The organism is Streptomyces sp. STR69 (assembly GCF_024519455.1).
Taxonomy (GTDB): Bacteria; Actinomycetota; Actinomycetes; order Streptomycetales; family Streptomycetaceae; genus Streptomyces.
On record NZ_JALJRY010000017.1, the window covers coordinates 201,026 to 222,811 of the forward strand.

Consider the following 21,786-nt stretch of genomic DNA (forward strand, 5'->3'; position numbering starts at 1 on the left):
AAGGCGCCCCGAGCCATTGCGGCCCGGGGCGCCTTTGGTGTCGTGGCGACCACGACCGTGTCTCGTCGTAGGACTACGACGAGACACGGTCGTAGGGACTACGAATGCGTTCGCAGCAGGGTGCGCATCGTCCGCATCGCCACCGACAGGTTGGCGAGGTCGAACATCTCCGAGCCCTGGATCTCGTCCAAGGTGGTGCGGGCGCGGCCGAGGATCGCGGTGTTCTTCTTCTCCCACGCGATGAAGCGCTGCTCGGGGGTCGAGGTGCCGTTGCCCGCCGTCAGGATGTCGGCGGTCAGAGCCGCGTGGGCCGCGTACAGGTCCTCGCGGATGGAGGCGCGGGCCATCGACTGCCAGCGGTCCGCACGGGGCAACTCGATGATGCGGTCCATGAGTTGGGTGATGTGCAGACGGTCGGCGAGGTCGTAGTAGACCTCGGCGACGTCCATCGGGTCCTTGCCCGTGCGGTCGGCCACCGAGACGATGTCGAGCGCCGGGAAGGCGGAGGAGAAGCCGGCCACGCGGGTGGCGAGTTCGGCGGGGACGCCGGCGCCGGTCAGCTCGTCGTAGATCTGCTGGTACCACTCCAGGTCCGCGCCGCGCAGCAACTTGGGCAGCTGCGACCACACTTGCTCGACGCGCTCGCCGAAGAACTCGACGGTCTCGGCGAGTTGGAGCGGCTGCGGCCGGTTGTTGAGCAGCCAGCGGGTGCCGCGCTCGCAGAGGCGACGCGAGTGCAGGCGGATGCGGGTCTGGACAGGTGCCTCGACGGTGTTGTCGAGGGCCTCCACGCCGTCCCACACCTCGGCCGCGTCGAAGATCGCGCGGGCCGCGGTCTGCGCCCGGACGATCTCCTCCAGGGAGGCCCCGGTCTCCTCGCGGAGGCGGTGCAGGAAGCTCGTACCGCCGGTGTTGACCGTGTCGTTGACGAGGACCGTGGTGACGATCTCGCGGTGCAGCGCGTGGGTGTCGATCTGCTCGGCGAACTTCTCGCGCAGCGCGGTCGGGAAGTAGGCGTGCAGCAGCGTGCGCAGGTAGGGGTCGTCGGGCAGCGAGGTGTGCAGCAGCTCGTCGGCGACCGTGATCTTCGTGTACGCCAGCAGGACGGCCGTTTCCGGACTGGTCAACCCCTGTCCCTGGGCGAGGCGTTCGCGGATCTGGCGGTCGGTGGGCAGGAACTCCAGGGCCCGGTCGAGGTGGCCCTCGCGGACCAGGGTGCGCATGAAGCGCTGCTGGGCGTGGAGCATGTCCTTGGACTGGGCGAGCGCGTTGGCGATCGCGGTGTTCTGCGCGTAGTTGTTGCGCAGGACGAGCGCGCCGACCTCGTCGGTCATCTCGGCGAGGATCTTGTTGCGCTGCTTGACGGTCATGTCGCCGTCGGTGACCAGGCCGTTGAGCAGGATCTTGATGTTCACCTCGTGGTCGGAGGTGTCCACGCCCGCGCTGTTGTCGATCGCGTCCGTGTTGATCTTGCCGCCCTGCTGGGCGAACTCGATCCGGCCGAGCTGGGTCAGGCCCAGGTTGCCGCCCTCGCCGACGACCTTGACGCGCAGGTCGGCGCCGTCGACCCGGATCGCGTCGTTGGCCTTGTCGCCGACGTCCGCGTGGGACTCGGTGCTGGCCTTGACGTACGTCCCGATGCCGCCGTTCCACAGCAGGTCGACCCGCGACTTGAGGATCGCCTTCATCAGGTCGGCCGGTGTCATCTTGGCGACCTTGTCCTCGATGCCGAGGGCCTCGCGGACGTGGGCGTTGACCGGGATCGCCTTGGCCGTACGGGGGAAGACTCCGCCGCCGGCCGACAGCAGGTCGGTGTTGTAGTCGGCCCAACTGGAGCGCGGCAGCTCGAACATGCGGCGCCGCTCGGCGTACGAGATCGCCGCGTCCGGGGTCGGGTCGAGGAAGATGTGCCGGTGGTCGAAGGCGGCGACCAGGCGGATGTGCTCGCTGAGCAGCATGCCGTTGCCGAACACGTCACCGGACATGTCACCGACGCCGACGACCGTGAAGTCCTCGCTCTGCGTGTCGACGCCCAGCTCCCGGAAGTGCCGCTTGACGGACTCCCAAGCACCGCGCGCGGTGATGCCCATCTTCTTGTGGTCGTAGCCTGCGCTGCCGCCGGAGGCGAAGGCGTCGCCGAGCCAGAAGTTGTAGCTCTCGGCGACTCCGTTGGCGATGTCCGAGAAGGTGGCGGTGCCCTTGTCGGCGGCGACGACCAGGTAGGTGTCGTCCTCGTCGTGCCGGACGACGTCCGCCGGAGGGACGACCTCGCCGGCCACCAGGTTGTCGGTGATGTCGAGCAGCGCCGAGATGAACATCTTGTAGCTGGCGATGCCCTCGGCGAGCCACGCGTCCCGGTCCACGCTCGGGTCCGGCAGCTGCTTGGCGACGAAGCCGCCCTTGGCGCCGACCGGCACGATGACGGTGTTCTTCACCATCTGCGCCTTGACCAGGCCGAGGATCTCGGTACGGAAGTCCTCGCGCCGGTCCGACCAGCGCAGCCCGCCGCGCGCGACCTTGCCGAAGCGCAGGTGCACGCCCTCGACGCGCGGCGAGTACACCCAGATCTCGTACGCCGGTCGCGGTGCGGGCAGGTCCGGGATGGCCTGCGGGTCGAACTTCATCGAGACGTACGCGTGCGCGTGCCCGCCGAGCGCTTCCTGGAAGAAGTTGGTGCGCAGGGTGGCCTTGATGACGGTCAGGAAGGACCGCAGGATGCGGTCCTCGTCGAGGCTCGCCACCTGGTCGAGGGCCGCGTCGACCTCTTCGAGGAGGGCGTCGACGATCTCGCGCCCGGCGCGCTGCCGGTCCGGCGACATCCGCGCCTCGAACAGGGAGACGAGCAGCCGGGTGGTGTGGACGTTGTTGCGGAGGGTGTCCTCCATGTAGTCCTGGCTGAAGGTGGAACCGGCCTGCCGCAGGTACTTGGCGTACGCCCGCAGCACCATCGCCTGCCGCCAGTCGATCCCGGCGCTCAGCACCAGCGCGTTGAAGCCGTCGTTCTCCGCCTGCCCGGTCCAGGTCGCGGCGAACGCCTCCTGGAAGCGCTCGCGGCCGTTCTCCCCGAGCGAATCCCCGTTGCCGTTCTGCGACTTGGGCATCCGCAGCCCGAAGTCGTAGATCCACGCCGTCGTACGGTCCGAGCAGCGCAGTTCGTACGGCCGCTCGTCGACGACCTCGACGCCGAGGCGGCTGAGGACCGGCAGTACGGCGGAGAGGGAGACCGAGGCGCCCTTGCGGTAGATCTTGAAGCGGCGCTCGTCGGGGGCGGCGCCCACCGGCTCGTAGAGGCTGAGCGCGAAGGCCTGCTCCTCGGTGAGCTGTTCGAGGTGGACCAGGTCGGCGACGGCGGCGCGCGGGTTGTGGTCGGCCTTGTAGCCCTCGGGGAAGGCGTTGCCGTAGCGGCGCACGAGTTCGGCGGCGCGCTCCTCGCCGCACTCGGCGTTCAGTGCCTCGCCGAAGCCGTCGGCCCAGGAGCGGGCGGCCTCCACCAGGCGGGCCTCGATGCGGTCCTTGTCGGCGTCGGACAGCTCGGGCAGTTCGGTGCCCTGCGGGACGCGGACCACGAAGTGCAGCCGGGAGAGGATCGACTCGGTGTTCCACGCGGTGAAGTCGACGCTGGTGCCGTCGAGCTCTTCTTTAAGGATGTCGATGATCCGCAGGCGCACGCCGGTGGTGTAGCGGTCGCGCGGGAGGTAGACGAGGGCCGAGTAGTAGCGGCCGTACTCGTCCTGGCGCAGGTAGAGGCGCAGCCGGCGGCGTTCCTGGAGGTAGAGCACGGACGTGACGATCGAGCGGAGTTCGTCGACCGGGGTCTGGAACAGTTCGTCGCGCGGGTACGTCTCCAGGATCTGCAGCAGGTCGCGCCCGTCGTGGCTGTTGGGCGAGAACCCGGCACCCTCCAGCACCTCGTCGACCGTGCGCCGGATCACCGGAACCCGGCGGACGGACTCGGTGTAGGCGGCGGAGGAGAACAGGCCCAGGAAGCGGCGCTCGCCGACGACCTCGCCGTTCTCGTCGAACTTCTTCACGCCCACGTAGTCGAGATACGACGGACGGTGCACCGTGGAACGGCTGTTGGCCTTCGTGAGGACGAGGAGCTTGTGCTCGCGGGCCTTGGCACGGGCGTCGGCCGGGAGCCGCTCGAAGGACGGGCTCACCGGGTGGTGGTCCTCGCCGGCGTGGAGCGGGTCGGAGCGCAGGATGCCGAGGCCGGTGCCGGGGACCGCGGAGAGGGAGTCGTCCTCGCGGAGCTGATACTCGCGGTAGCCGAGGAAGGTGAAGTGGTCGGCGGCCAGCCAGCGCAGCAGCTCGCGGGCCTCGCCGACCTCGCTGGAGGGAAGGTCGGAGGCGGTCGGCTCGGCGGGCAGCTCGTCGGCCATCCGCAGCGCCAGGTCGCGCATCTTCTCCCAGTCCTCGACGGCCTCACGGACGTCGGACAGGACACGCAGCAGGTCGGCGGTGATCTGCTTCAGGTCGGCGCGGTCGGTCTCGCGGTCGATCTGGACGTGGATCCAGGACTCGGTGTGCGCGTCGTGCGGCAGCTCGCCGGTGGGCGGGGTGGTGAGCACCTCGATGAGCTTGCCGGTGAGGTCGCGGCGGACGACGACCTGCGGGTGGATCACGACGTGGATGCCGCGGCCCTGGCGGGTCAGTTCGTTGGTCACGGAGTCGACGAGGAAGGGCATGTCGTCGGTGACGACCTCGACGACGGTGTGGCTGCACGTCCAGCCGTTCTCCTCGACCGTCGGGGTGTGCACCCGCACGTTGGCCGTGCCCTGGGGTCGGGTCTCGGCCAGCCGGTAGTGGGAGTAGGCGGCGCCGAAGACGTCGACCGGGTCGCGGTCGGCGAGGTCCTCCGGGGCGGTGTGCAGGTAGTAGCGCTGGAGGAACGCGAGCACGGTGTCCCGGTCCGGGGTGCTCTCGTCCGTCTTCCCGGTCGGTAGGTGCCCCCCGACCGGGCTGTTCTCAGCTACCCGGGCAGCCCGTTCGAGCAGCTCGGCCTTGGCTTCGTCCAGCTTGGTCTGCATTGTCCTCTGGCTCCTGTCGCGCGCCGTTGCGTGACGTAGAAGGAAGTTCGGTGTCTTCCCCTGCGGCTCGACGCCACGGCCCGGGGTGTCCGGTCTGCTCCGACGCTATGCCGCAAGGTGAGATGAGCGGTGGGTTATCAGCCATTTTCGGCACGCCCGAAGGGTGTGACGCTGATCTCTGTAGCGCCGGTACCCGGGGTGTGCACGGCGTCCTGGGAGCCCTGGGAACTCCGTCCCGCCCGCTGAGGCCTGTCGAACAGACCCTGGGACCAGCGACCGCCGCCCGGTCACGGATGTCGTCCGTGGTCGCCGGGCGCGGAGCAGGGGCGACGATGCCCCCGCGAAATATCGCGCTGATCACGCCACAAGGCTATCGCTCCTCACCGGGGGCTCGTCACGAGCCGGATGTGTACAAATCAGAGGGTGGAACTTTGACGTTATGCACAGGGGCGTAGAGAGTGAAATCGTCGTATTCACGGGCAGTCGGGACGGTGCCTGAGGTCCGCGCTGCGAGGGCCCTTGGCAAGCACTCCGGCGCGCGGCACGTTGCTCATGAGCCCTTGGACCCCTGAGCCCTCAGGCCCTTGAGCCCCTGAACCGGCGGGTCCATGCCGCCCGGCGAAAACACCCGCCACGGCCACGGAGGAGCGCACCGACATGACAGCGAAGATCCTCATCGTCACCGGCGACGCAGCGGAGTCCCTGGAGGTCCTCTACCCCTACCAGCGCCTGCGCGAGGAGGGCTACGACGTCCATATCGCGGCCCCCGAGCGCAAGAAGCTGCAGTTCGTCGTCCATGACTTCGAACCCGGCTTCGACACCTATACCGAGAAGCCCGGTTACACCTGGCCCGCCGATCTCGCCTTCTCCGAGGTCGATCCCGGCCAGTACGCGGCCCTCGTCATCCCCGGCGGCCGGGCCCCCGAGTACCTCCGCAACGATCCCGAACTCCGCAAGATCCTCAAGTCCTTCTTCGACACGGACAAGCCCGTGGCCCAGATCTGCCACGGCCCCCTGCTCACCGCCGCGATCGACGGCCTGCGCGGCCGGCGCGTCACGGCCTACCCCGCCCTCGAACTCGACATGCAGTCCGCCGGCGCGACCTTCCAGGACGCCGAGACGGTCGTCGACGGCACGCTCGTCTCCGCCCGCGCGTGGCCGGATCACTCCAGCTGGATGCGGGAGTTCCTGACGGTGCTGCGCGCGAAGGCGCCGGTGACGTGACCTACGGGCGGGGTGGCTCTTGAGGCACCGGGTGCCTTGAGGTGTGACTTCCCGTGAGGCATCGCGCCCCGCCACACCGGCCGGGAGGCCCCCTACGCCGCCAGCCGCTCCGCCTCCGCGACGGCCTCGGCCAGCGAGTCCACCACGGGCACGCCGACCACTTCGAGACTGGCCCGGCTGTGCGAACCGCCGGTGTACAGCACGGCCCGCGCGCCCACGTGCAGAGCGGCCACGGCGTCGTCGGCCGCGTCGCCTATCACCACGGTGCGCGCGGGGTCCACGTCGGCCAGCGCCCCGAGGTGCCGCACCATGTGCTCGGCCTTGCTGCCGCCGGAGGGCCCGGTGCGCCCGTCGACCCGTACGAAGTGCGGCTCTATCCCGAACTCCCGCACCAGCGGGACGAGTTCGTCATGGACGTACATGCTGAGGATCGACTGGCTGCGCCCCGCCGTCCGCCACCCCGCGAGCAGGTCCGCCGCGCCCTCGGTCAGCCCGCAGACGACCCGGTGCTCGGCGTAGTACCGGTGGAAGGTGTCGTCCATGACCTCCCACTCGGCGTCGGTGGGCAGCCGCCCCAGCAGCCGCTCGTAGAACTTCGGCACCGGCACGCAGTACAGCGCCCGGTACTCCTCCATCGTGATCGGCGTCAGCCCCAGCTCGGCGAACGCCGCGTTCGTCGCCCCGATGATCGCGTCATTGTCGTGGAACAGCGTGCCGTTCCAGTCCCAGACGATGTGCGCGCTTCCTTGCATCCCCATGTCAAAAAAGTACCCGCCACCACTGACAATCAAGATAATCGCAGGTCAACGGCCATATCCGGTCGGCCGACCGCTGGCGAACGGGCTCAGTCGGCCAGCCCGACGAGGTTCGGGATCTCCTGCGTCGCGTACCAGAGCAGCTCGTGGTCCTCGGCCCCGTCCACGACGAACTGTGCGTCGTCGTCCCCGCGATCCGCCGCCGGGAGGGCGTCGGCGGCGGCACTCACGTCGTTCTCCGCGTCACCCAGATCCACGTGCACGGCCGCCGCCCTGGCCAGCGCCACGGTTCCGGTGACCCGCACCTCGCCGAGCGCCGCCGGTTCGAGTCCGCGGTCGGGGTCGGCGTGCGCCGCGCCGTCGGGCACGTCGACGGCGACCACGACCCGCCGTCGCGGTGCGTCGGCGTCGGCCGCCAGCAGCCGCAGCGAGGCCAGCGCGGCCCGGTTCAGCGCCGCGTACTCCAACTCCTCGATGTCGTCGGAGAGATACCACTCGCGCAGCGCGGGTGTGACGGCGTACGCGACGAAGGGTCCCGTCCCCAGCTCACCCGTCTTGTACGCCTCGGCGAGACCGGGGAGGGTCAGGGGGACGTAGACGCGCATGGCTGGCCGCTTTCGTAGTCGGAGAGTGCCTCGCGGAGGACGGTGCCATGCCTCCGGGAGTGCCTCCAGGATACGTGCGCGCGTCCCCCATCGAGTCCCCACCCGCACCACTGGAGGCGTCCACCCCACGCCGGAAATTCACCCGGGGCACCCCTGCGCTGATGGGCCCAGAGGCCCGCCAATCACTCGGATAAGTGAACAATCCGGCCCCTTCGACCCGCGCCTCTCCCTCCTTGCCACTCCGGTCCACGGCCCCGTACAAGATCCCCAACCAGCAAGTTACTTCCCGGTACATTCCGGGCCGACCACACGGGGACCCCCATGCACAAGGTCATGACCAGGACCGCCCAGCACACCCCGACCCGCCCCCCGACCCGCCGCGACCCACGCCGCCCGGGTACGGCAGCGCCGCGCGGACAGGCCGGGGGCGGGTCCCGTACGACGACCGGCGAGGCCCTGCAGGGCACGTCGGAGGGCGTCGGGGGCGCGCTTCTCACGGCGCCAGGAGCCGAGTCGGCCGAGACCACGGCCCGCTCCACCACCGCGGGCCGGGGCGCGGCCCGCACGGCCCCGGTGGACAGCCGCCCACCTGCCGCCCCGGGCCGGGGCGCTCGTACGCCGGCCGCGGCCACGACGGGCCGGGCTGCGCCCCGTACGACACCCGCGGCCGCAGCGGGCCGGGGCGCGACGTCAGCGGCTCTCGCCCCTGTGCCGTCGACTCCCGTGGCAGGCCGAGCGGCGGACCGCACCGAACCCCACACGGTGCCCGCCCAGGCCGCCCGTACCCACGTTCCGCAGCCCCGCCCCACCGACCTCTTCGCCGACCGCCTCCTCGCCGTACTGAGCGGCCAGCGGCCCGTCCACTGGATGCTCCGCCACACCGCGGGCCGCGCCTACGACGAACTGGTCCGGCTCGCCGAACACGGCCCCCTGCGCGCCACCCGGGGCACCCGCCCGGTGGTCCGCGACATCGGCTACTACGTCGCCCGCCCGGGCGCCGTAGAGGCCTTCGCCCGCATCGGCGCGGGCGACCAACTGCGGGCCATGGCCTTCCGGCTGGAGCGCGGCGCCGACCTCCGCTGGCGCTGCACGGCGGTGGAACTGGGCGGTCCGCGCGCCCCGCACACCCCGGACGACGACTGACGGGGGCTCGCGCGGCCGACGGCAGTTGACGGGCGGGGCACGGTCGCCGCAGCCCGCGCGCACGCCGAAGGGCCGGGCACCTTCACGATGCCCGGCCCTTCAAGGTCCTTCGAGGCCTCCGCGGTCATTCACCAGGGAGCGGTCCCGACAGCTCGGCCCCTCACCCGGAGACGCTCGTCACCGAGCTCGCGGAGCGACCGTCACTTCTTGCGACGGCTGCTCCGGCGCCCCTGCTTGCGGCGCTCCGCGCGCGTGAGGCCGTCCGCCTCGGAGCGCACCGGCTCGTCGTCACTGGTGAAGTCGCCCTCGACGACGCCGCCCTCGCCGTCCACGCTGGGCGCGGAGAAGTGCAGCCGGTCCGGCCGCTGGGGTGCGTCGAGCCCCTTGGCGCGGATCTCGGGACGGGCACCCGCCTGCGCGGGCACCGTGTCCTCCTTGTCGAGCGACGGCTTGTCGTCCTCCACGGGGACCTCCTCGACCTGCTGCTCGACCTGGACCTCCAGGTTGAACAGATAGCCGGCGGACTCCTCCTTGATGCCGTCCATCATGGCGGTGAACATGTCGAAGCCCTCGCGCTGGTACTCGACCAGCGGGTCCTTCTGGGCCATCGCGCGCAGGCCGATGCCCTCCTGGAGGTAGTCCATCTCGTAGAGGTGCTCGCGCCACTTGCGGTCCAGCACCGACAGCACGACCCGGCGCTCCAGCTCGCGCATGATCTCGGAGCCGAGCTGCTCCTCGCGCCCCTCGTACTGCTCGTGGATGTCGTCCTTGATGGACTCGGAGATGAACTCGGCGGTCAGACCGGCCCGGTCCCCGGCCGCCTCCTCCAGCTCCTCCACGGTGACCTTCACCGGGTAGAGCTGCTTGAACGCGCCCCACAGCCGGTCGAGGTCCCAGTCCTCCGGGAAGCCCTCGGCGGTCTCCGCGGTGATGTACGCGTCGATCGTGTCGTCCATGAAGTGCACGACCTGCTCCTGCAGGTCCTCGCCCTCCAGGACGCGGCGCCGCTCGCCGTAGATGACCTCGCGCTGCCGGTTGAGGACCTCGTCGTACTTGAGGACGTTCTTGCGGGTCTCGAAGTTCTGCTGCTCGACCTGCGACTGAGCGGACGCGATCGCGCGCGTGACCATCTTGTTCTCGATCGGCACGTCGTCCGGGACGTTCGCCATGGACATCACGCGCTCGACCATCTGGGCCTTGAACAGCCGCATCAGGTCGTCGCCGAGGGAGAGGTAGAAGCGGGACTCGCCCGGGTCGCCCTGACGGCCGGAGCGACCGCGCAGCTGGTTGTCGATACGACGCGACTCGTGCCGCTCGGTGCCGAGGACGTAGAGGCCGCCGAGGTCCTTGACCTCTTCGAACTCGTCCTTGACCGCCTGCTCGGCCCGCTCCAGGGCGGCGGGCAGGGCCTGGGCCCACTCCTCGATGTGCTCCTCGGGGTCGAGGCCCTGCTGGCGCAGTTCGGCCTCGGCGAGGTCGTCGGGGTTGCCGCCGAGCTTGATGTCCGTACCGCGGCCGGCCATGTTGGTGGCGACCGTCACGGCACCCTTGCGGCCGGCCTGGGCGATGATCGGCGCCTCACGGTCGTGCTGCTTCGCGTTCAGCACCTCGTGCTGGATGCCGCGCTTGGCGAGCTGCTGCGAGAGGTACTCGGACTTCTCGACCGACGTCGTACCGACGAGGATCGGCTGGCCCTTCTCGTGCTTCTCGGCGATGTCGTCGACGACCGCCTCGAACTTCGCGACCTCGGTGCGGTAGATCAGGTCCGACTGGTCCTTGCGGACCATGGGCCGGTTGGTCGGGATCGGGACGACGCCGAGCTTGTAGATCTGGTGGAACTCGGCGGCCTCGGTCATCGCCGTACCGGTCATGCCCGAGAGGTTGCTGTAGAGGCGGAAGAAGTTCTGCAGGGTGATCGTGGCGAGCGTCTGGTTCTCGTCCTTGATGTCCACCCCTTCCTTCGCCTCGATCGCCTGGTGCATGCCCTCGTTGTAGCGGCGGCCGGCGAGGATACGGCCGGTGTGCTCGTCGACGATCATGACCTCGCCGTCGATGACGACGTAGTCCTTGTCCTTCTTGAAGAGCTCCTTGGCCTTGATGGCGTTGTTCAGGTAGCCCACGAGCGGGGTGTTCACCGACTCGTAGAGGTTGTCGATGCCCAGCCAGTCCTCGACCTTGCTGACACCGCCCTCGTGGATGGCTACCGTGCGCTTCTTCTCGTCGACGTCGTAGTCACCCGTCTCCTCCAGGCCCTTGAGCGAGTTGCCCGCCTCGCCCTTCTTCAGACGGGTGACCAGCTTGGCGAAGTCGCCGTACCACTTGGTGGCCTGGTCGGCCGGGCCGGAGATGATCAGCGGCGTACGGGCCTCGTCGATGAGGATGGAGTCGACCTCGTCGACGATCGCGAAGTTGTGGCCGCGCTGCACCAGTTCGTCCTGCGACCACGCCATGTTGTCGCGCAGGTAGTCGAAGCCGAACTCGTTGTTCGTGCCGTAGGTGATGTCGCACGCGTACTGCTCGCGACGCTGGGTCGGCGTCATGTTGGCGAGGATGCAGCCGACCTCAAGGCCCAGGAACTTGTGGATGCGGCCCATCATCTCGGAGTCGCGCTCGGCCAGGTAGTCGTTGACCGTGATGATGTGGACGCCGTCTCCGGAGAGGGCGTTCAGATACGCGGGCAGGGTGCCGACCAGGGTCTTGCCCTCGCCGGTCTTCATCTCGGCGACGTAGCCGAGATGCAGGGCGGCGCCGCCCATCATCTGCACGTCGTAGTGACGCTGGCCGAGGACGCGCTTGGCGGCCTCGCGTACGGTGGCGAACGCCTCGGGCAACAGGTCGTCCAGGGTCTCACCATCGATGTAGCGCTGCTTGTACTCCTCGGTGAGGGCCTTCAGCTCGGCGTCGGAGAGGTCGACAAAGTCCTCTTCGATGGAGTTGACCTGGTCCGCGATGCGGTGCAGTTTGCGCAGGATCTTGCCTTCGCCTGCACGCATGATCTTCGAGAGGACGGACACGGGGGTTGGTCTCCTTGCCGGTCGGGCCTGGGACGGTCGGTTTCCAATGACATGGCTGAGCAACGGCCATCGTATGCGAGGACCCCGCCACGCCGGGAGCCTGCCGGGGACGCCGACCGTCCACTACTTCAAAAACGCTTCAAAGGGGACAACGGCCGGGAGTCGCCGATGGTGCCGCGTCGTTCCGAGGAATTGCGCGAAATGTGATCACCCGCTCACACAGCGCAAAAGCATGGCGTCCTTGTGCGCCCCCGAGCAGAATCGGCCGATGGAACCCGTCACGCTCACGACCGACCGTCTCCTCCTGCGCAGCGTCGGCCCGCAGGACACCGATGTCGTGTATTCCGCGGCCCAGGACCCCGAGATCCAGCGCTGGACGACGATCCCCTCGCCCTACCTCGCGGAGCACGCGCGGAGTTTCACCGAGCAGTTGGTCCCCGAGGGCTGGGCGAACTGTTCGATGTTCACATTCGGTGTCTTTCTCCCCGAAGGGGAGTTGGTGGGCATGCTCGCCATCACGATGCGTTCCCTGGGCGTCGGCGAGGTCGGCTTCTGGGCCACGAAGCAGTACCGGGGCAACGGCTACATCACCGAGGCCACCGTCGCCGTCTCCCGCTGGGCCTTCACCCGGCTGTCGATCGACCGCGTGGAATGGCGCGCGGAGGTCGGCAACAAGGGCTCCCGCGCGGTCGCCGAGCACGCCGGTTTCACCATCGAGGGCACGCTCCGCTCCGCGATCAACAACAAGGGCGTACGACGGGACTGCTGGGTCGCGTCCCTGCTCCCCTCGGACCTGGGCCTGCCGTCGACCGCGCCGTACCTGCCCGCTCAGCCGTAGAGCGGGAAATCCGCAGGTCAGCTCTGACTGTCAGTGGCACCCTCTATCGTGCGGAGACATGACGAGTGCCCCGCGCCCCACGACCGACCTGTCGGCAGCCGACGCCCGCCGCATCGCCCTGCGCGCACAGGGTTTCCTCGGCGCCCCCGACCGCCGCGCGGGCGTGCGCGGTGTGCTCCGCCATCTCGGCGCGGTCCAGCTCGACACCATCTCGGTCCTCGCCCGCTCCCACGAACTCATCCCGTACGCCCGCCTCGGCGCCGTCCCCCGCAAGACGGTCGAGGACTCGTACTGGACCCAGACGCACGCCTTCGAGTACTGGTCCCACGCGGCCTGCATCCTCCCCGTCGAGGAGTGGCCCCACTTCGCCTTCCGCCGCCGCGCCTACCGCGGCCGGCCGCACTGGAACCACGACCTCCCGGACGGCACTTACGACCAGGTCATCAAGCAGCTCCGGGCCGAAGGCCCCCTCACCTCCACCGAGTTGGGCGGCGCGAAGCGCACCAGCGAGTGGTGGGACTGGTCCGGCGCCAAGGTCGCCGTGGAGCGCGCACTCATGTACGGCGAGGTGGTGTGCGTGGAGCGCCGCGGCTGGAAGCGGGTGTACGACCTCGCCGAGCGCGCGATCCCGGATCAGCTGCTGCACGACGAGCTGGATGACACGGAGTGCCTCCGCCGTCTGGTCCGGCTGGCGGGACAGTCACTTGGCGTCGGCACACGCGCGGACATCGCCGACTACCACCGCCTCAAGGGCGAGCAGGTCGACGCGGTGATCGCCGACTCGGGCCTGGTCCCGGTCACGGTGGAGGGCTGGGGCAAGCCGGCCTGGGCCGACCCGGCGGCCCTGGAGACCTCTCCGCGCGGTCGGCATCGCACCACGCTCCTGTCCCCGTTCGACTCCCTGATCTGGGAGCGGGCCCGCACGGAGCGGATCTTCGGCTTCACCCATCGCCTGGAGGCCTACGTCCCCAAACCGAAGCGGATCCACGGCTACTTCGCGATGCCGGTCCTCGCCGGCGGCCAGTTGGTCGGCCGCGTCGACCCGGCGCGGGAGGGCCGCACCCTGGTCGCCAAGCAGGTCACCCTGGACAGCGCGAAGGCCGTCCCGTCCGTGGCGCAGGCTCTCGTCGAGGCCGCGAGCTGGGTGGACTGCACGGACGTACGCGTGGAGCGGGTCGACGCCCCCGAACTGCGCGCGCCCCTCGCCGGAGAGCTCCTCCGCCTGCTGGCGTGAGGGTCACCGGATTTCGAGGATCTTCTCCCGCATCGCGTAGACGACGGCCTCCATCCTGGAGTGCAACTGCAGCTTCTCCAGGATGTTGCGCACATGGTTCTTCACGGTGTTCTCGGAGATGAACAACTGCTTGGCGATATCGCGGTTGTTCATACCGGTCGCGACGAGTTTGAGAACCTCCAGCTCACGGTCGGTGAGCCGGGGCGCGGGTACCAACCGGCGCTCGTCGGTGCGCTGGATCATCGACTTGAACTCGGTGAGCAGTTTCGACGCCATGGAGGGGCTGATCTGCGACTGTCCGTCGGCCACGGCGCGAATGGCGGTGGCCACCTCGTCGGTCGAGATCTCCTTGAGGAGATATCCCGTCGCGCCCGCCTTGATCGCGTCGTAGAGATCGGCCTCTTCATCGCTGATCGTCAGCATGATGATCTTCGCGCTGGGTGCCACCTCCTTGATGGAGGTGCACGCCTCGATCCCGCCCCGCTTCGGCATCCGTACGTCCATCAGCACGATGTCCGGCAGCAGGTCGGCGGCCTTGTCCACGGCCTCGGCGCCGTCGCCCGCCTCGCCGACGACCTGGATGTCCTCCTCGGCCGCCAGCACGATCTCCAGGCCTCGACGGAAGAGGGCGTGGTCGTCCACGACAAGGACTCTGATCGGCTCCTTGCGTGTCGAGCCCGCTTCCGGGCCCACGGCGACGACGCCATCGGCATCCTCGACATGCATCGGTCCGAAGCTGTCCGCCATCGTTCCTCCCCCTGAAGGCTGTGGCCTGTGGTCCTGCGCCATCGCCAACCCAAGGCAGCGGCCCACCGGTTGGGCCCTGTGCGGCCATGATTCCATGCCCAGACGACAGTGCGGTCACGGAGCGGGGCGCGAAGTGGTCGCACACCGGTGCCCCTGGGGGCGCACACGCGCTCCAGGGGCACCGGCTCAACTGTCGCCGGGTGGGTCAGCCGCCCAGCGTGCCGCCCGCCGCGGGCGGTTGCGCCTGGGTGACCATCGGGTCCGTGCTGAGGTGGATGACGCCGTAGTCGTAGGCGTGCCGCCGGTAGACGACACTCGGTTCCTTGGTCTCGGAGTCGACGAACAGGTAGAAGTCGTGTCCGACCAGTTCCATCTCGTAGAGGGCCTGGTCGAGGGACATCGGAGAGGCGACGTGGGTCTTCTCGCGGACGATGAGGGGACCTTCGCCCTTCACTTCCAGCGAGCCGATCTTCTTGGTGGGCACGCCGTCCGACTGCTCGTCCGGGACGGCGTGGCCGTTGCCGTTGAGCGTCGCCGCGCCCGGGACGTGGTCGGGGACCTCAGCGGCCGTGAGCCGACGGGCACCGCGGCGCGTGTGACGCTTGTCGTGCTGCTTGCGCAGCCGGGCATCCAGCTTCTCCGCCGCGAGGTCGAGCGCCGCGTACGGATCGTTGGCCGATGCCTCCGCCCGGATCACCGGACCGCGGGAGCGGAGCGTGATCTCCACTCGGTCGCAACGGTCGGCCTGTCGGGGGTTGGGCTCCTTGGACACCTCGACGTCGAGGCTGATCACCTTGCCGTCGAGCTTCTGGATCTTCTCCAGCTTCAGCTTCTCGGCCACGTGCTTGCGGAACCGCTCGGGCACCTCGGTCTTGCGGCCCTTGACGACGATGTCCACGCAGAACTCCGTTCCCGGATCACTCCGCTTCGCTGCGGAGCGTCTCCCTTTTGCACCAGGCTCCGGTCACCCCGGAACCTCGGACTCGGTGACTTCCACCTCCTCCTCCCCCATGGGCAAGATCTCCACCCCATGGCCGCGGGTGATTGCAGAAAACCCGCAGCACGGCATTCGGATAGGAGAGGTGCGGCCTGCGCCTTTCTCTCACAACCGAACATATCTCGCCCGGACGGATGTCGTCACCCTCTACTGCGGCGTACCTCCGTTCAGGTGAATAGGCCCTGTCATTACCTGCAACGACGCAAGTTTGCAGTCAGTTCCGGTTTATTTCGAAGGAATCTGGCGATGCCGCGATCACGGCCGCGCAGATCAGGTCACCGGCGCCGTTCACACCCACGATTCCCGGTGCACTGAGTGCCATGTGACTCCCCTTCTCCTTTGATGCCTGCATCTGTTCCCCTCTGCCTTCCCGGGACACACCCGCGTACACAGCCGCGGTTGCTCCAACTGCTCCTCCTGGTCCATCGCAGGTGATCGCCTCACGCACGGCGCGCGCCGCCTCCCGCAACGAGGCCCCCGTCGTCATCAGGTCGTCGACGAGCACGACTGAACCACCGACCAGCAACCGGGCACCACCCGCGACCACCTCCAGGGCACCGGCCAGATTGTCCAGCCGCTGGCGGGAGTTGAGCCCCGACTGGTCGGCCACCCACCGCCGCTGCCGCAGTACGGCCACCACCCGGGCGGGCGTCCCGCTCCGCCGCAACTCCCCCGCCGCCGCGAGGGCGATCCGCCGCGCCGGATCATGCCCACGAGCCCGCACCACCCCACGCGCGGAGGGCACGGGAACCAGCAACACCGGCGCCTCGACAGCTCTCCGGAGCGGCGCGCCGCCTACGACCGGCCCGCATCTCCCGGCGGGTGTCCGCCGTGCTCCCACGGATGCCTGCCGCGCGTCCGCCGCCCCCTCAGCCCAGTCGTCCCACTCGCCCTCGCCGCCCTCATTCCCCTCCTCCCTCAGCTCACCGAGTCCCGGCACCCGGTCCCCGCCCGACCCCGCCGAACCTCCACCCCACCCCGCCGAACTCCCGCACTGCCCCGCCAACCTCCCGTCCTGCCCCGTCACAGCCCCTTGGCCCCGCGACCGGCACTCCCGGAGCCCCGCCCGCACAGCGCCCGCGAGAGCCGCGCCCAGGGGCCCCGCCAGGGCCAGTGAGCCTCGTTCCTTGTGGGCGAGGAGCATCGCGCGCACCTCGTCCGCGTAAGGAGCCGCCGCATACGTCGCCGGCAGCCCGGACGGCTCGGGCACCGGTCGCACCCGGCTCGGTACGGCCCCGTTCAGGGCGGCACGGCACTCCGGACAGAGCACCGTGCGAGGCATCCCGCAGCCTCCGCACTCGGCCGGCAGCACCAGATCCGTGAGGTCCCGCCACCAGCCCCGCATGCCCACCACTGTGCCAACGCCCTCGCCGACCGGCCACCCCTGTGGACAACCGGCGGGCGCCTGCCTGTGGACAACTCCGCGCAACCGCGGGCAGCCGTCCCCCCACACGAGTGCGGCTCCGCCCCGGAACACGCGAACGGCCGCCTCCTGCCGAGCCTCAGCCCGACCGAAGACAGCCGCTTCGCACTGCCTCACCCCAGGTCAACGGGCAAGCGCCTCAACCCGGTTGGGCCGGTGATCGCCCTCACCCCGGGTAAACCGGCGCCGACCCCGTCTTGACCACCTTCTGCCACTGCGCCCCGGTGGGCAGCCGTACGATCCCGTCCTCCGAGTAGGCCACCAGCGGGAGCTTGTCGTCCTCGGACGCGGCGATCTCCTTCACGCCGGTCAGGGCCGTGGGGGCCGGGCCCTCCGGTGTGGAGCCGTCGACCTGGACGTACCGCATCTGCTGCACGCCGCCCTTCGCGCGCCCCACCACCACGAGCCGGCTGTCCCCGGCCCACGACATGGCCGTGATCTCCTCCAGGTCCGGGGTCGCGGAACGCAGTTCGAGGACCGAGATCACCGGCTGCTCCCCGGTCGCCCCGCTCCGCTGGATCCGGCCGATCATCAGGGACCGCTTGCCGTCCTTCTCCACGACGAGCGCGATCCGCACCCCGTCGGCCGCCACCCGAACCGACTCGATCCGGCCGTCCAGCCCCAGGGTGTCCACCGCGATCGGCTGGCCGGCGCCCTTCTGCAGCACGAGCAGCCGGGGGTTCTTCGGGTCCCGGTCGGCCACCCAGAGGTCGCCCTGCACATCCCAGCTGGGAGCCGTCAGCCGGTCGGCCGCCGTCTTGCCCTGGCTGGTCAGCACGGGGTCCCCGAGCGACGCGCCCGACACCATCGACCCGACGTAGAGCGACTTCCCGTCGAGACTGACCCCGGCCCCGCTCTCCTCGTCGCGCGACACCGCGACCGACCCCAGCTGCTTGGTGCCCTCGCCCAGCGCACCCGGCACCGCCTCGGTGTGCGTGCCCCTGCTGCCGCCGGGTATCCGCACCACCCGGTGCTTGTCGTCGAGGAAGTACAGGTACACGGGGTGGCTCACGGGGCCGCGTGTCACGAGGGACTCCGCGTTGTTCTCGGAGTACACGCACAGCTGTGCGCCGTTGGCGGCCTGCAGCTCGACCTCGTCCACCGTGGGCGTCATGGTGTGAAGTGTGTAGAGGATCTGGGTCGCCATCTCGTTGCACCGGGCCAGTCCCACCCGTGAGGCCTTCTGGTTCAACGGGACAGTCAGCTTGTTCTGGTCGTCGGGGGTCAGCGAGGTGACTCCCTTGCGCAGCGCCGTCCCCGTGGGGAAGCTCGACCTGACCACGGGCCCGAGCCAGCTGGTGGGCCCGCTGAGGAGCGAACGCACCATCTGCGTCATGGGGTCCACCCGCCGCCGTACGAACACGGGGTCCGCCACGGCGATCGGCTGCGGGGTCGCCCCGGCCGTCGTGTTCGACGCGAAGTAGTACTTGTTGACCGACATGTAGTTGCGCTGGAAATCCGAGCTGCCCATGACGACGCCCTGTGGCAGCCCGTCGATGCGCCACTGTCCGCTCTTCGCGTCCTTCGCCAGGTGCACCCGCTGGCTGTACCGGCCGTCCGCGGGCGAGTACACCTGCTGCGAGTCCACCGTGGCGACCCGGTCACCGGTCAGTGTGTACACGAAAGCGTCGTTGTCCTCCCGGTCGCCGGGGGGACGGACGGCCTCCGTGCTCGGCCCGTCGGCGAGCACGGTGGTGGACGCCTCCGGCTGCCAGCCCCGCGCCGCCTTGGCGGTCAGGTACAGACGTGCCGTCTTGTAGTTCGGATCGTCGCTGGTCAGCGCTTCCAGGAAGCCCTGGACGATCTCCCCCTGCGTCGCGTCCTCCCGGGGAGGCATCGCGAAAACCCGCACCTGGGTGTCCTGTCGCGGCGTCGACTCGACACCCCGAAGGTCCCCGCTGTCCGGCATCGAGGCACATCCCGCCAGCACTACGACGCCACACGCGACGTACGCCGCCGCGCGTGCCGGCTTTCGCCGGGCGCCCCCCTCGCGGTCAGCGCCCATGAGATGCCTCCCCCTGCTTGTTCGATTCCTCCGGCACGGCGGCCGGTTCGACACCGCGCGCGGTGTCACTGCGAGGCGCGTCCGCGGTCGCCCCGTCCTCCTGCCGCCGTGTGCCGCCGGTCGGCCGGGGCACCACGCGTGCTCCGTTGCCGGGCAGCGCCGTCGGGTCCGCTGTCGCGGTCGTGGCAGTCAGCCTCGGGGCGATCGGGGTCCGCGCGGGTATCGGCGCCCCCTGGTCACCCATCGGCTGCACCGGGACCGTCGCGCGCTTGTCCCCGCCGCCGCTCGGCAGACCGGCGTCATTGAGTCCACGATTACGGCGTGAGTCCTTGGGCTCCAGAGGTATCGGCGAACCCCGCAGCGGTTCGTCCGCGGTCCTCGGCAGTGTCAGCCGGAACTGCGAACCGCCGCCCGGCTCACCCCACGCCTGCAGCCAGCCGCCGTGCAGCCGCGCGTCCTCCAGGGCGATGGACAGCCCCAGACCCGTACCACCGGTGGTACGCGCGCGTGCCGGGTCCGCCCGCCAGAAGCGGCTGAACACCCGGGTCGCTTCGCCGGGCTTGAGCCCCACCCCGTAGTCGCGCACCGCGATGGCGACCGCCCCGCCCGCGGTGGCGAGCTTGACTATGACGTCCTTGCCGTCGCCGTGCTCCACGGCGTTGACGACGAGATTGCGCAGCACCCGCTCCACCCGCCGGGCATCGGCCTCGGCGACCACGGGCTGCTGGTCGCCGACGACGCGTATCTGCGTGCCCTTGCGCTCGGCGAGCGGCTCGGCCCCGCTGATGACCCGCCGTACAACCTCTCTGAGGTCTATCGGCTCGGCCTCCAGGGCCGCCGCTCCCGCGTCGAAGCGGCTGATCTCCAGCAGGTCGGCGAGCAACGTCTCGAAGCGGTCCAGCTGGTCGGCCAGGAGTTCGGCCGACCGCGCGGTCATCGGATCGAAGTCCACGCGCGCGTCGTGGATGACATCGGCCGCCATGCGTACGGTCGTCAGCGGCGTCCGCAGCTCGTGCGACACGTCGGACACGAACCGGCGCTGCATCCGCGACAGGTCCTCCAACTGCTGGATCTTCAGCTGGAGGTTCTGCGCCATCTTGTTGAAGGCCTCGCCGAGCCGCGCGATGTCGTCCTCACCCGTGACCTTCATCCGCTCCTGGAGTCGCCCGGCGGACAGCCGCTCGGCGATCCCGGCGGCCATCCGCACCGGCGTGACGACCTGCCGCACCACGAGCCAGGCGATGGCCCCGAGGAGTACGACGACGAAGAGCCCGGCCGTCGCCAGCGTCCCCTTGACCAGGCTGAGCGACTTCTCCTCCTGGGTGAGCGGGAAGAGGTAGTACAGCTGGTACGGGTTGTTGTTCGGGTCGTTGACCTGCTTGCCGACGACGAGCGCGGGCTGGGACTCCTTGCCGTTGCTGTAGATGATCCGGGTGTAGCTCTGGGCCGCTGCCGTACTGCCGTTGACCCGCGCGCGCAGGTCCTCGGGCACGCTCGCGGACGGATCGACGTACCCGGAACCGCGCGGACTGCGTCCGCCGCCACTGTCGGCACCCGCCGGCAGCGTCACCACGTCGAAGGCCCCCTGACCGCCGCTGGACAGCGACGACACCAGGTCGCTCATCCATGAGATGACGTTCTGCGAGGAGTTGCCGTCGGTCGCGGAGCCGTCGTCCGCGGTCCCGCTGGCCGCCTCGTCGGCCCTCTGCTTGGCCACGGCGAACCCACCCGTGGCCTGGCTCTGCGAGGCCTTCACCTTGGCGTCCAGCAGGCCGTTGCGCACCTGGCCGATGACGACGAAGCCCAGCAGCAGGACGACGCCCAGCGACATCAGCAGGGTGGTGACGACGACCTTGAGCTGGATGTTGCGCCGCCACAGCCGCATGACCGGCAGCAACGGCCGACGCACCCAGCGCATGAACAGGCGGAGGACCGGGCTGCCCTGGACTCCGCCCTGCAACAGCCCGCCCTCCAACAGGCGTGCCCAGCGGGAGCCCGCCGCCTTCCGGCCGACAGGCCGCCCCGCGCGGGCCCCGGTCCCCCCGGGTGCCGAAGCGGCACTGTCCCTGGACATGTCAGCTCGGTCCCGCCTTGTAACCGACGCCGCGGACGGTCACCACGATCTCCGGCCGCTCCGGGTCCTTCTCGACCTTGGAACGCAGCCGCTGGACATGCACGTTGACCAGACGGGTGTCCGCCGCGTGCCGGTAGCCCCAGACCTGCTCCAGGAGCACCTCACGCGTGAACACCTGCCACGGTTTACGGGCCAGCGCGACCAGCAGGTCGAACTCCAGCGGGGTCAGCGCGATCGACTGCCCGTCCCGCTTCACGGAGTGACCGGCCACATCGATGACCAGATCGCCTATGGCGAGCTGCTCGGGCGCCGGCTCCTCCGACCTCCGCAGCCGCGCCCGGATCCGGGCGACCAGCTCCTTCGGCTTGAACGGCTTCACGATGTAGTCGTCGGCGCCGGACTCCAGGCCCACCACGACATCGACGGTGTCGCTCTTCGCCGTGAGCATCACGATCGGTACCCCGGACTCCGCCCTGATCAGGCGGCACACCTCGATACCGTCCCGCCCGGGCAGCATCAGGTCCAGGAGCACCAGGTCGGGCTTGCTCTCACGGAAAGCGGCCAGCGCCTTGTCGCCGTCGGCTACGAAAGACGGCTCAAAACCTTCACCACGCAACACAATGCCGAGCATCTCGGCCAGTGCGGTGTCGTCATCGACGACAAGGACTCGTCCCTTCATAAACGACATCATCCCATT

14 protein-coding genes are annotated in these 21,786 nt (G+C 69.7%); 4 read left to right on the forward strand and 10 right to left on the reverse strand.

Going from position 1 to position 21,786, the window contains the following annotated elements; translation table 11 throughout:
* Positions 1 to 98 precede the first annotated feature (98 nt).
* A complete protein-coding gene (locus OC490_RS30050; protein ID WP_262061143.1) occupies positions 99 to 5,030 on the reverse strand; it encodes an NAD-glutamate dehydrogenase in 4,932 nt (1,643 codons plus the stop codon).
* 657 nt (positions 5,031 to 5,687) lie between these two features.
* On the opposite strand from OC490_RS30050, the gene OC490_RS30055 reads away from it, so the two are divergent.
* Complete coding sequence (locus OC490_RS30055; RefSeq protein ID WP_262061144.1) at positions 5,688 to 6,254, forward strand: DJ-1/PfpI family protein; 567 nt, start codon at positions 5,688 to 5,690, stop codon at positions 6,252 to 6,254.
* Between the two features lie 92 nt (positions 6,255 to 6,346).
* Here OC490_RS30055 and OC490_RS30060 read toward each other — a convergent pair whose 3' ends face one another.
* Together OC490_RS30060 and OC490_RS30065 are read right to left on the reverse strand one after the other, a co-directional pair.
* A complete protein-coding gene (locus tag OC490_RS30060) occupies positions 6,347 to 7,012 on the reverse strand; it encodes an HAD family hydrolase (protein WP_262061145.1) in 666 nt (221 codons plus the stop codon).
* A gap of 86 nt (positions 7,013 to 7,098) precedes the next feature.
* On the reverse strand, positions 7,099 to 7,614 hold the full coding sequence (locus OC490_RS30065) for a DUF6912 family protein (protein WP_262061146.1): 516 nt from the start codon (positions 7,612 to 7,614) through the stop codon (positions 7,099 to 7,101).
* 321 nt (positions 7,615 to 7,935) lie between these two features.
* Between OC490_RS30065 and OC490_RS30070 the strand changes: the two genes are divergently transcribed.
* Positions 7,936 to 8,757, forward strand: coding sequence for an Rv3235 family protein (locus tag OC490_RS30070; RefSeq protein ID WP_262061147.1), 822 nt, complete (start codon positions 7,936 to 7,938; stop codon positions 8,755 to 8,757).
* Positions 8,758 to 8,957: 200 nt separating this feature from the next.
* Here the strand turns inward: OC490_RS30070 and secA are convergent, their stop codons facing one another.
* The gene (secA, locus tag OC490_RS30075) at positions 8,958 to 11,771 is read right to left on the reverse strand and encodes a preprotein translocase subunit SecA (protein ID WP_262061148.1); all 2,814 of its coding nucleotides are present in this window, start codon (positions 11,769 to 11,771) and stop codon (positions 8,958 to 8,960) included.
* Positions 11,772 to 12,039: 268 nt separating this feature from the next.
* Here secA and OC490_RS30080 point away from each other — a divergent pair, with 268 nt between their 5' ends.
* On the forward strand, positions 12,040 to 12,609 hold the full coding sequence (locus OC490_RS30080; protein ID WP_262061149.1) for a GNAT family N-acetyltransferase: 570 nt from the start codon (positions 12,040 to 12,042) through the stop codon (positions 12,607 to 12,609).
* A gap of 58 nt (positions 12,610 to 12,667) precedes the next feature.
* On the forward strand, positions 12,668 to 13,843 hold the full coding sequence (locus tag OC490_RS30085) for a winged helix-turn-helix domain-containing protein (protein WP_262061150.1): 1,176 nt from the start codon (positions 12,668 to 12,670) through the stop codon (positions 13,841 to 13,843).
* A 3-nt stretch (positions 13,844 to 13,846) separates the two neighbouring features.
* Here OC490_RS30085 and OC490_RS30090 read toward each other — a convergent pair whose 3' ends face one another.
* The 6 genes from OC490_RS30090 to mtrA all read right to left on the reverse strand — a co-directional run bounded on the left by OC490_RS30090 (position 13,847) and on the right by mtrA (position 21,780).
* A complete protein-coding gene (locus OC490_RS30090) occupies positions 13,847 to 14,590 on the reverse strand; it encodes a response regulator (protein WP_262061151.1) in 744 nt (247 codons plus the stop codon).
* A gap of 205 nt (positions 14,591 to 14,795) precedes the next feature.
* A complete protein-coding gene (hpf, locus tag OC490_RS30095) occupies positions 14,796 to 15,488 on the reverse strand; it encodes a ribosome hibernation-promoting factor, HPF/YfiA family (RefSeq protein ID WP_200713180.1) in 693 nt (230 codons plus the stop codon).
* 313 nt (positions 15,489 to 15,801) lie between these two features.
* Positions 15,802 to 16,932, reverse strand: coding sequence for a ComF family protein (locus OC490_RS30100; RefSeq protein WP_262061152.1), 1,131 nt, complete (start codon positions 16,930 to 16,932; stop codon positions 15,802 to 15,804).
* A 244-nt stretch (positions 16,933 to 17,176) separates the two neighbouring features.
* A complete protein-coding gene (locus tag OC490_RS30105; RefSeq protein ID WP_262061153.1) occupies positions 17,177 to 19,015 on the reverse strand; it encodes an LpqB family beta-propeller domain-containing protein in 1,839 nt (612 codons plus the stop codon).
* A complete protein-coding gene (gene mtrB / locus OC490_RS30110) occupies positions 19,005 to 21,089 on the reverse strand; it encodes an MtrAB system histidine kinase MtrB (RefSeq protein ID WP_262061154.1) in 2,085 nt (694 codons plus the stop codon). Before mtrB ends, OC490_RS30105 begins: the two co-directional genes overlap by 11 nt.
* A gap of 1 nt (position 21,090) precedes the next feature.
* The gene (gene mtrA, locus OC490_RS30115) at positions 21,091 to 21,780 is read right to left on the reverse strand and encodes a two-component system response regulator MtrA (RefSeq protein WP_187284748.1); all 690 of its coding nucleotides are present in this window, start codon (positions 21,778 to 21,780) and stop codon (positions 21,091 to 21,093) included.
* Positions 21,781 to 21,786 lie beyond the last annotated feature (6 nt).

Coding starts and splice junctions, on each gene's coding strand:
- OC490_RS30105 (WP_262061153.1), bottom strand. CDS start 19,015: ATGGGCGCTGACCGCGAGGGGGGCGCCCGGCGAAAGCCGGCACGCGCG.
- OC490_RS30065 (WP_262061146.1), bottom strand. CDS start 7,614: ATGCGCGTCTACGTCCCCCTGACCCTCCCCGGTCTCGCCGAGGCGTAC.
- OC490_RS30050 (WP_262061143.1), bottom strand. CDS start 5,030: ATGCAGACCAAGCTGGACGAAGCCAAGGCCGAGCTGCTCGAACGGGCT.
- OC490_RS30080 (WP_262061149.1), top strand. CDS start 12,040: ATGGAACCCGTCACGCTCACGACCGACCGTCTCCTCCTGCGCAGCGTC.
- mtrA (WP_187284748.1), bottom strand. CDS start 21,780: ATGATGTCGTTTATGAAGGGACGAGTCCTTGTCGTCGATGACGACACC.
- OC490_RS30060 (WP_262061145.1), bottom strand. CDS start 7,012: ATGGGGATGCAAGGAAGCGCGCACATCGTCTGGGACTGGAACGGCACG.
- mtrB (WP_262061154.1), bottom strand. CDS start 21,089: ATGTCCAGGGACAGTGCCGCTTCGGCACCCGGGGGGACCGGGGCCCGC.
- OC490_RS30055 (WP_262061144.1), top strand. CDS start 5,688: ATGACAGCGAAGATCCTCATCGTCACCGGCGACGCAGCGGAGTCCCTG.
- OC490_RS30070 (WP_262061147.1), top strand. CDS start 7,936: ATGCACAAGGTCATGACCAGGACCGCCCAGCACACCCCGACCCGCCCC.
- OC490_RS30085 (WP_262061150.1), top strand. CDS start 12,668: ATGACGAGTGCCCCGCGCCCCACGACCGACCTGTCGGCAGCCGACGCC.
- OC490_RS30090 (WP_262061151.1), bottom strand. CDS start 14,590: ATGGCGGACAGCTTCGGACCGATGCATGTCGAGGATGCCGATGGCGTC.
- OC490_RS30100 (WP_262061152.1), bottom strand. CDS start 16,932: ATGCGGGGCTGGTGGCGGGACCTCACGGATCTGGTGCTGCCGGCCGAG.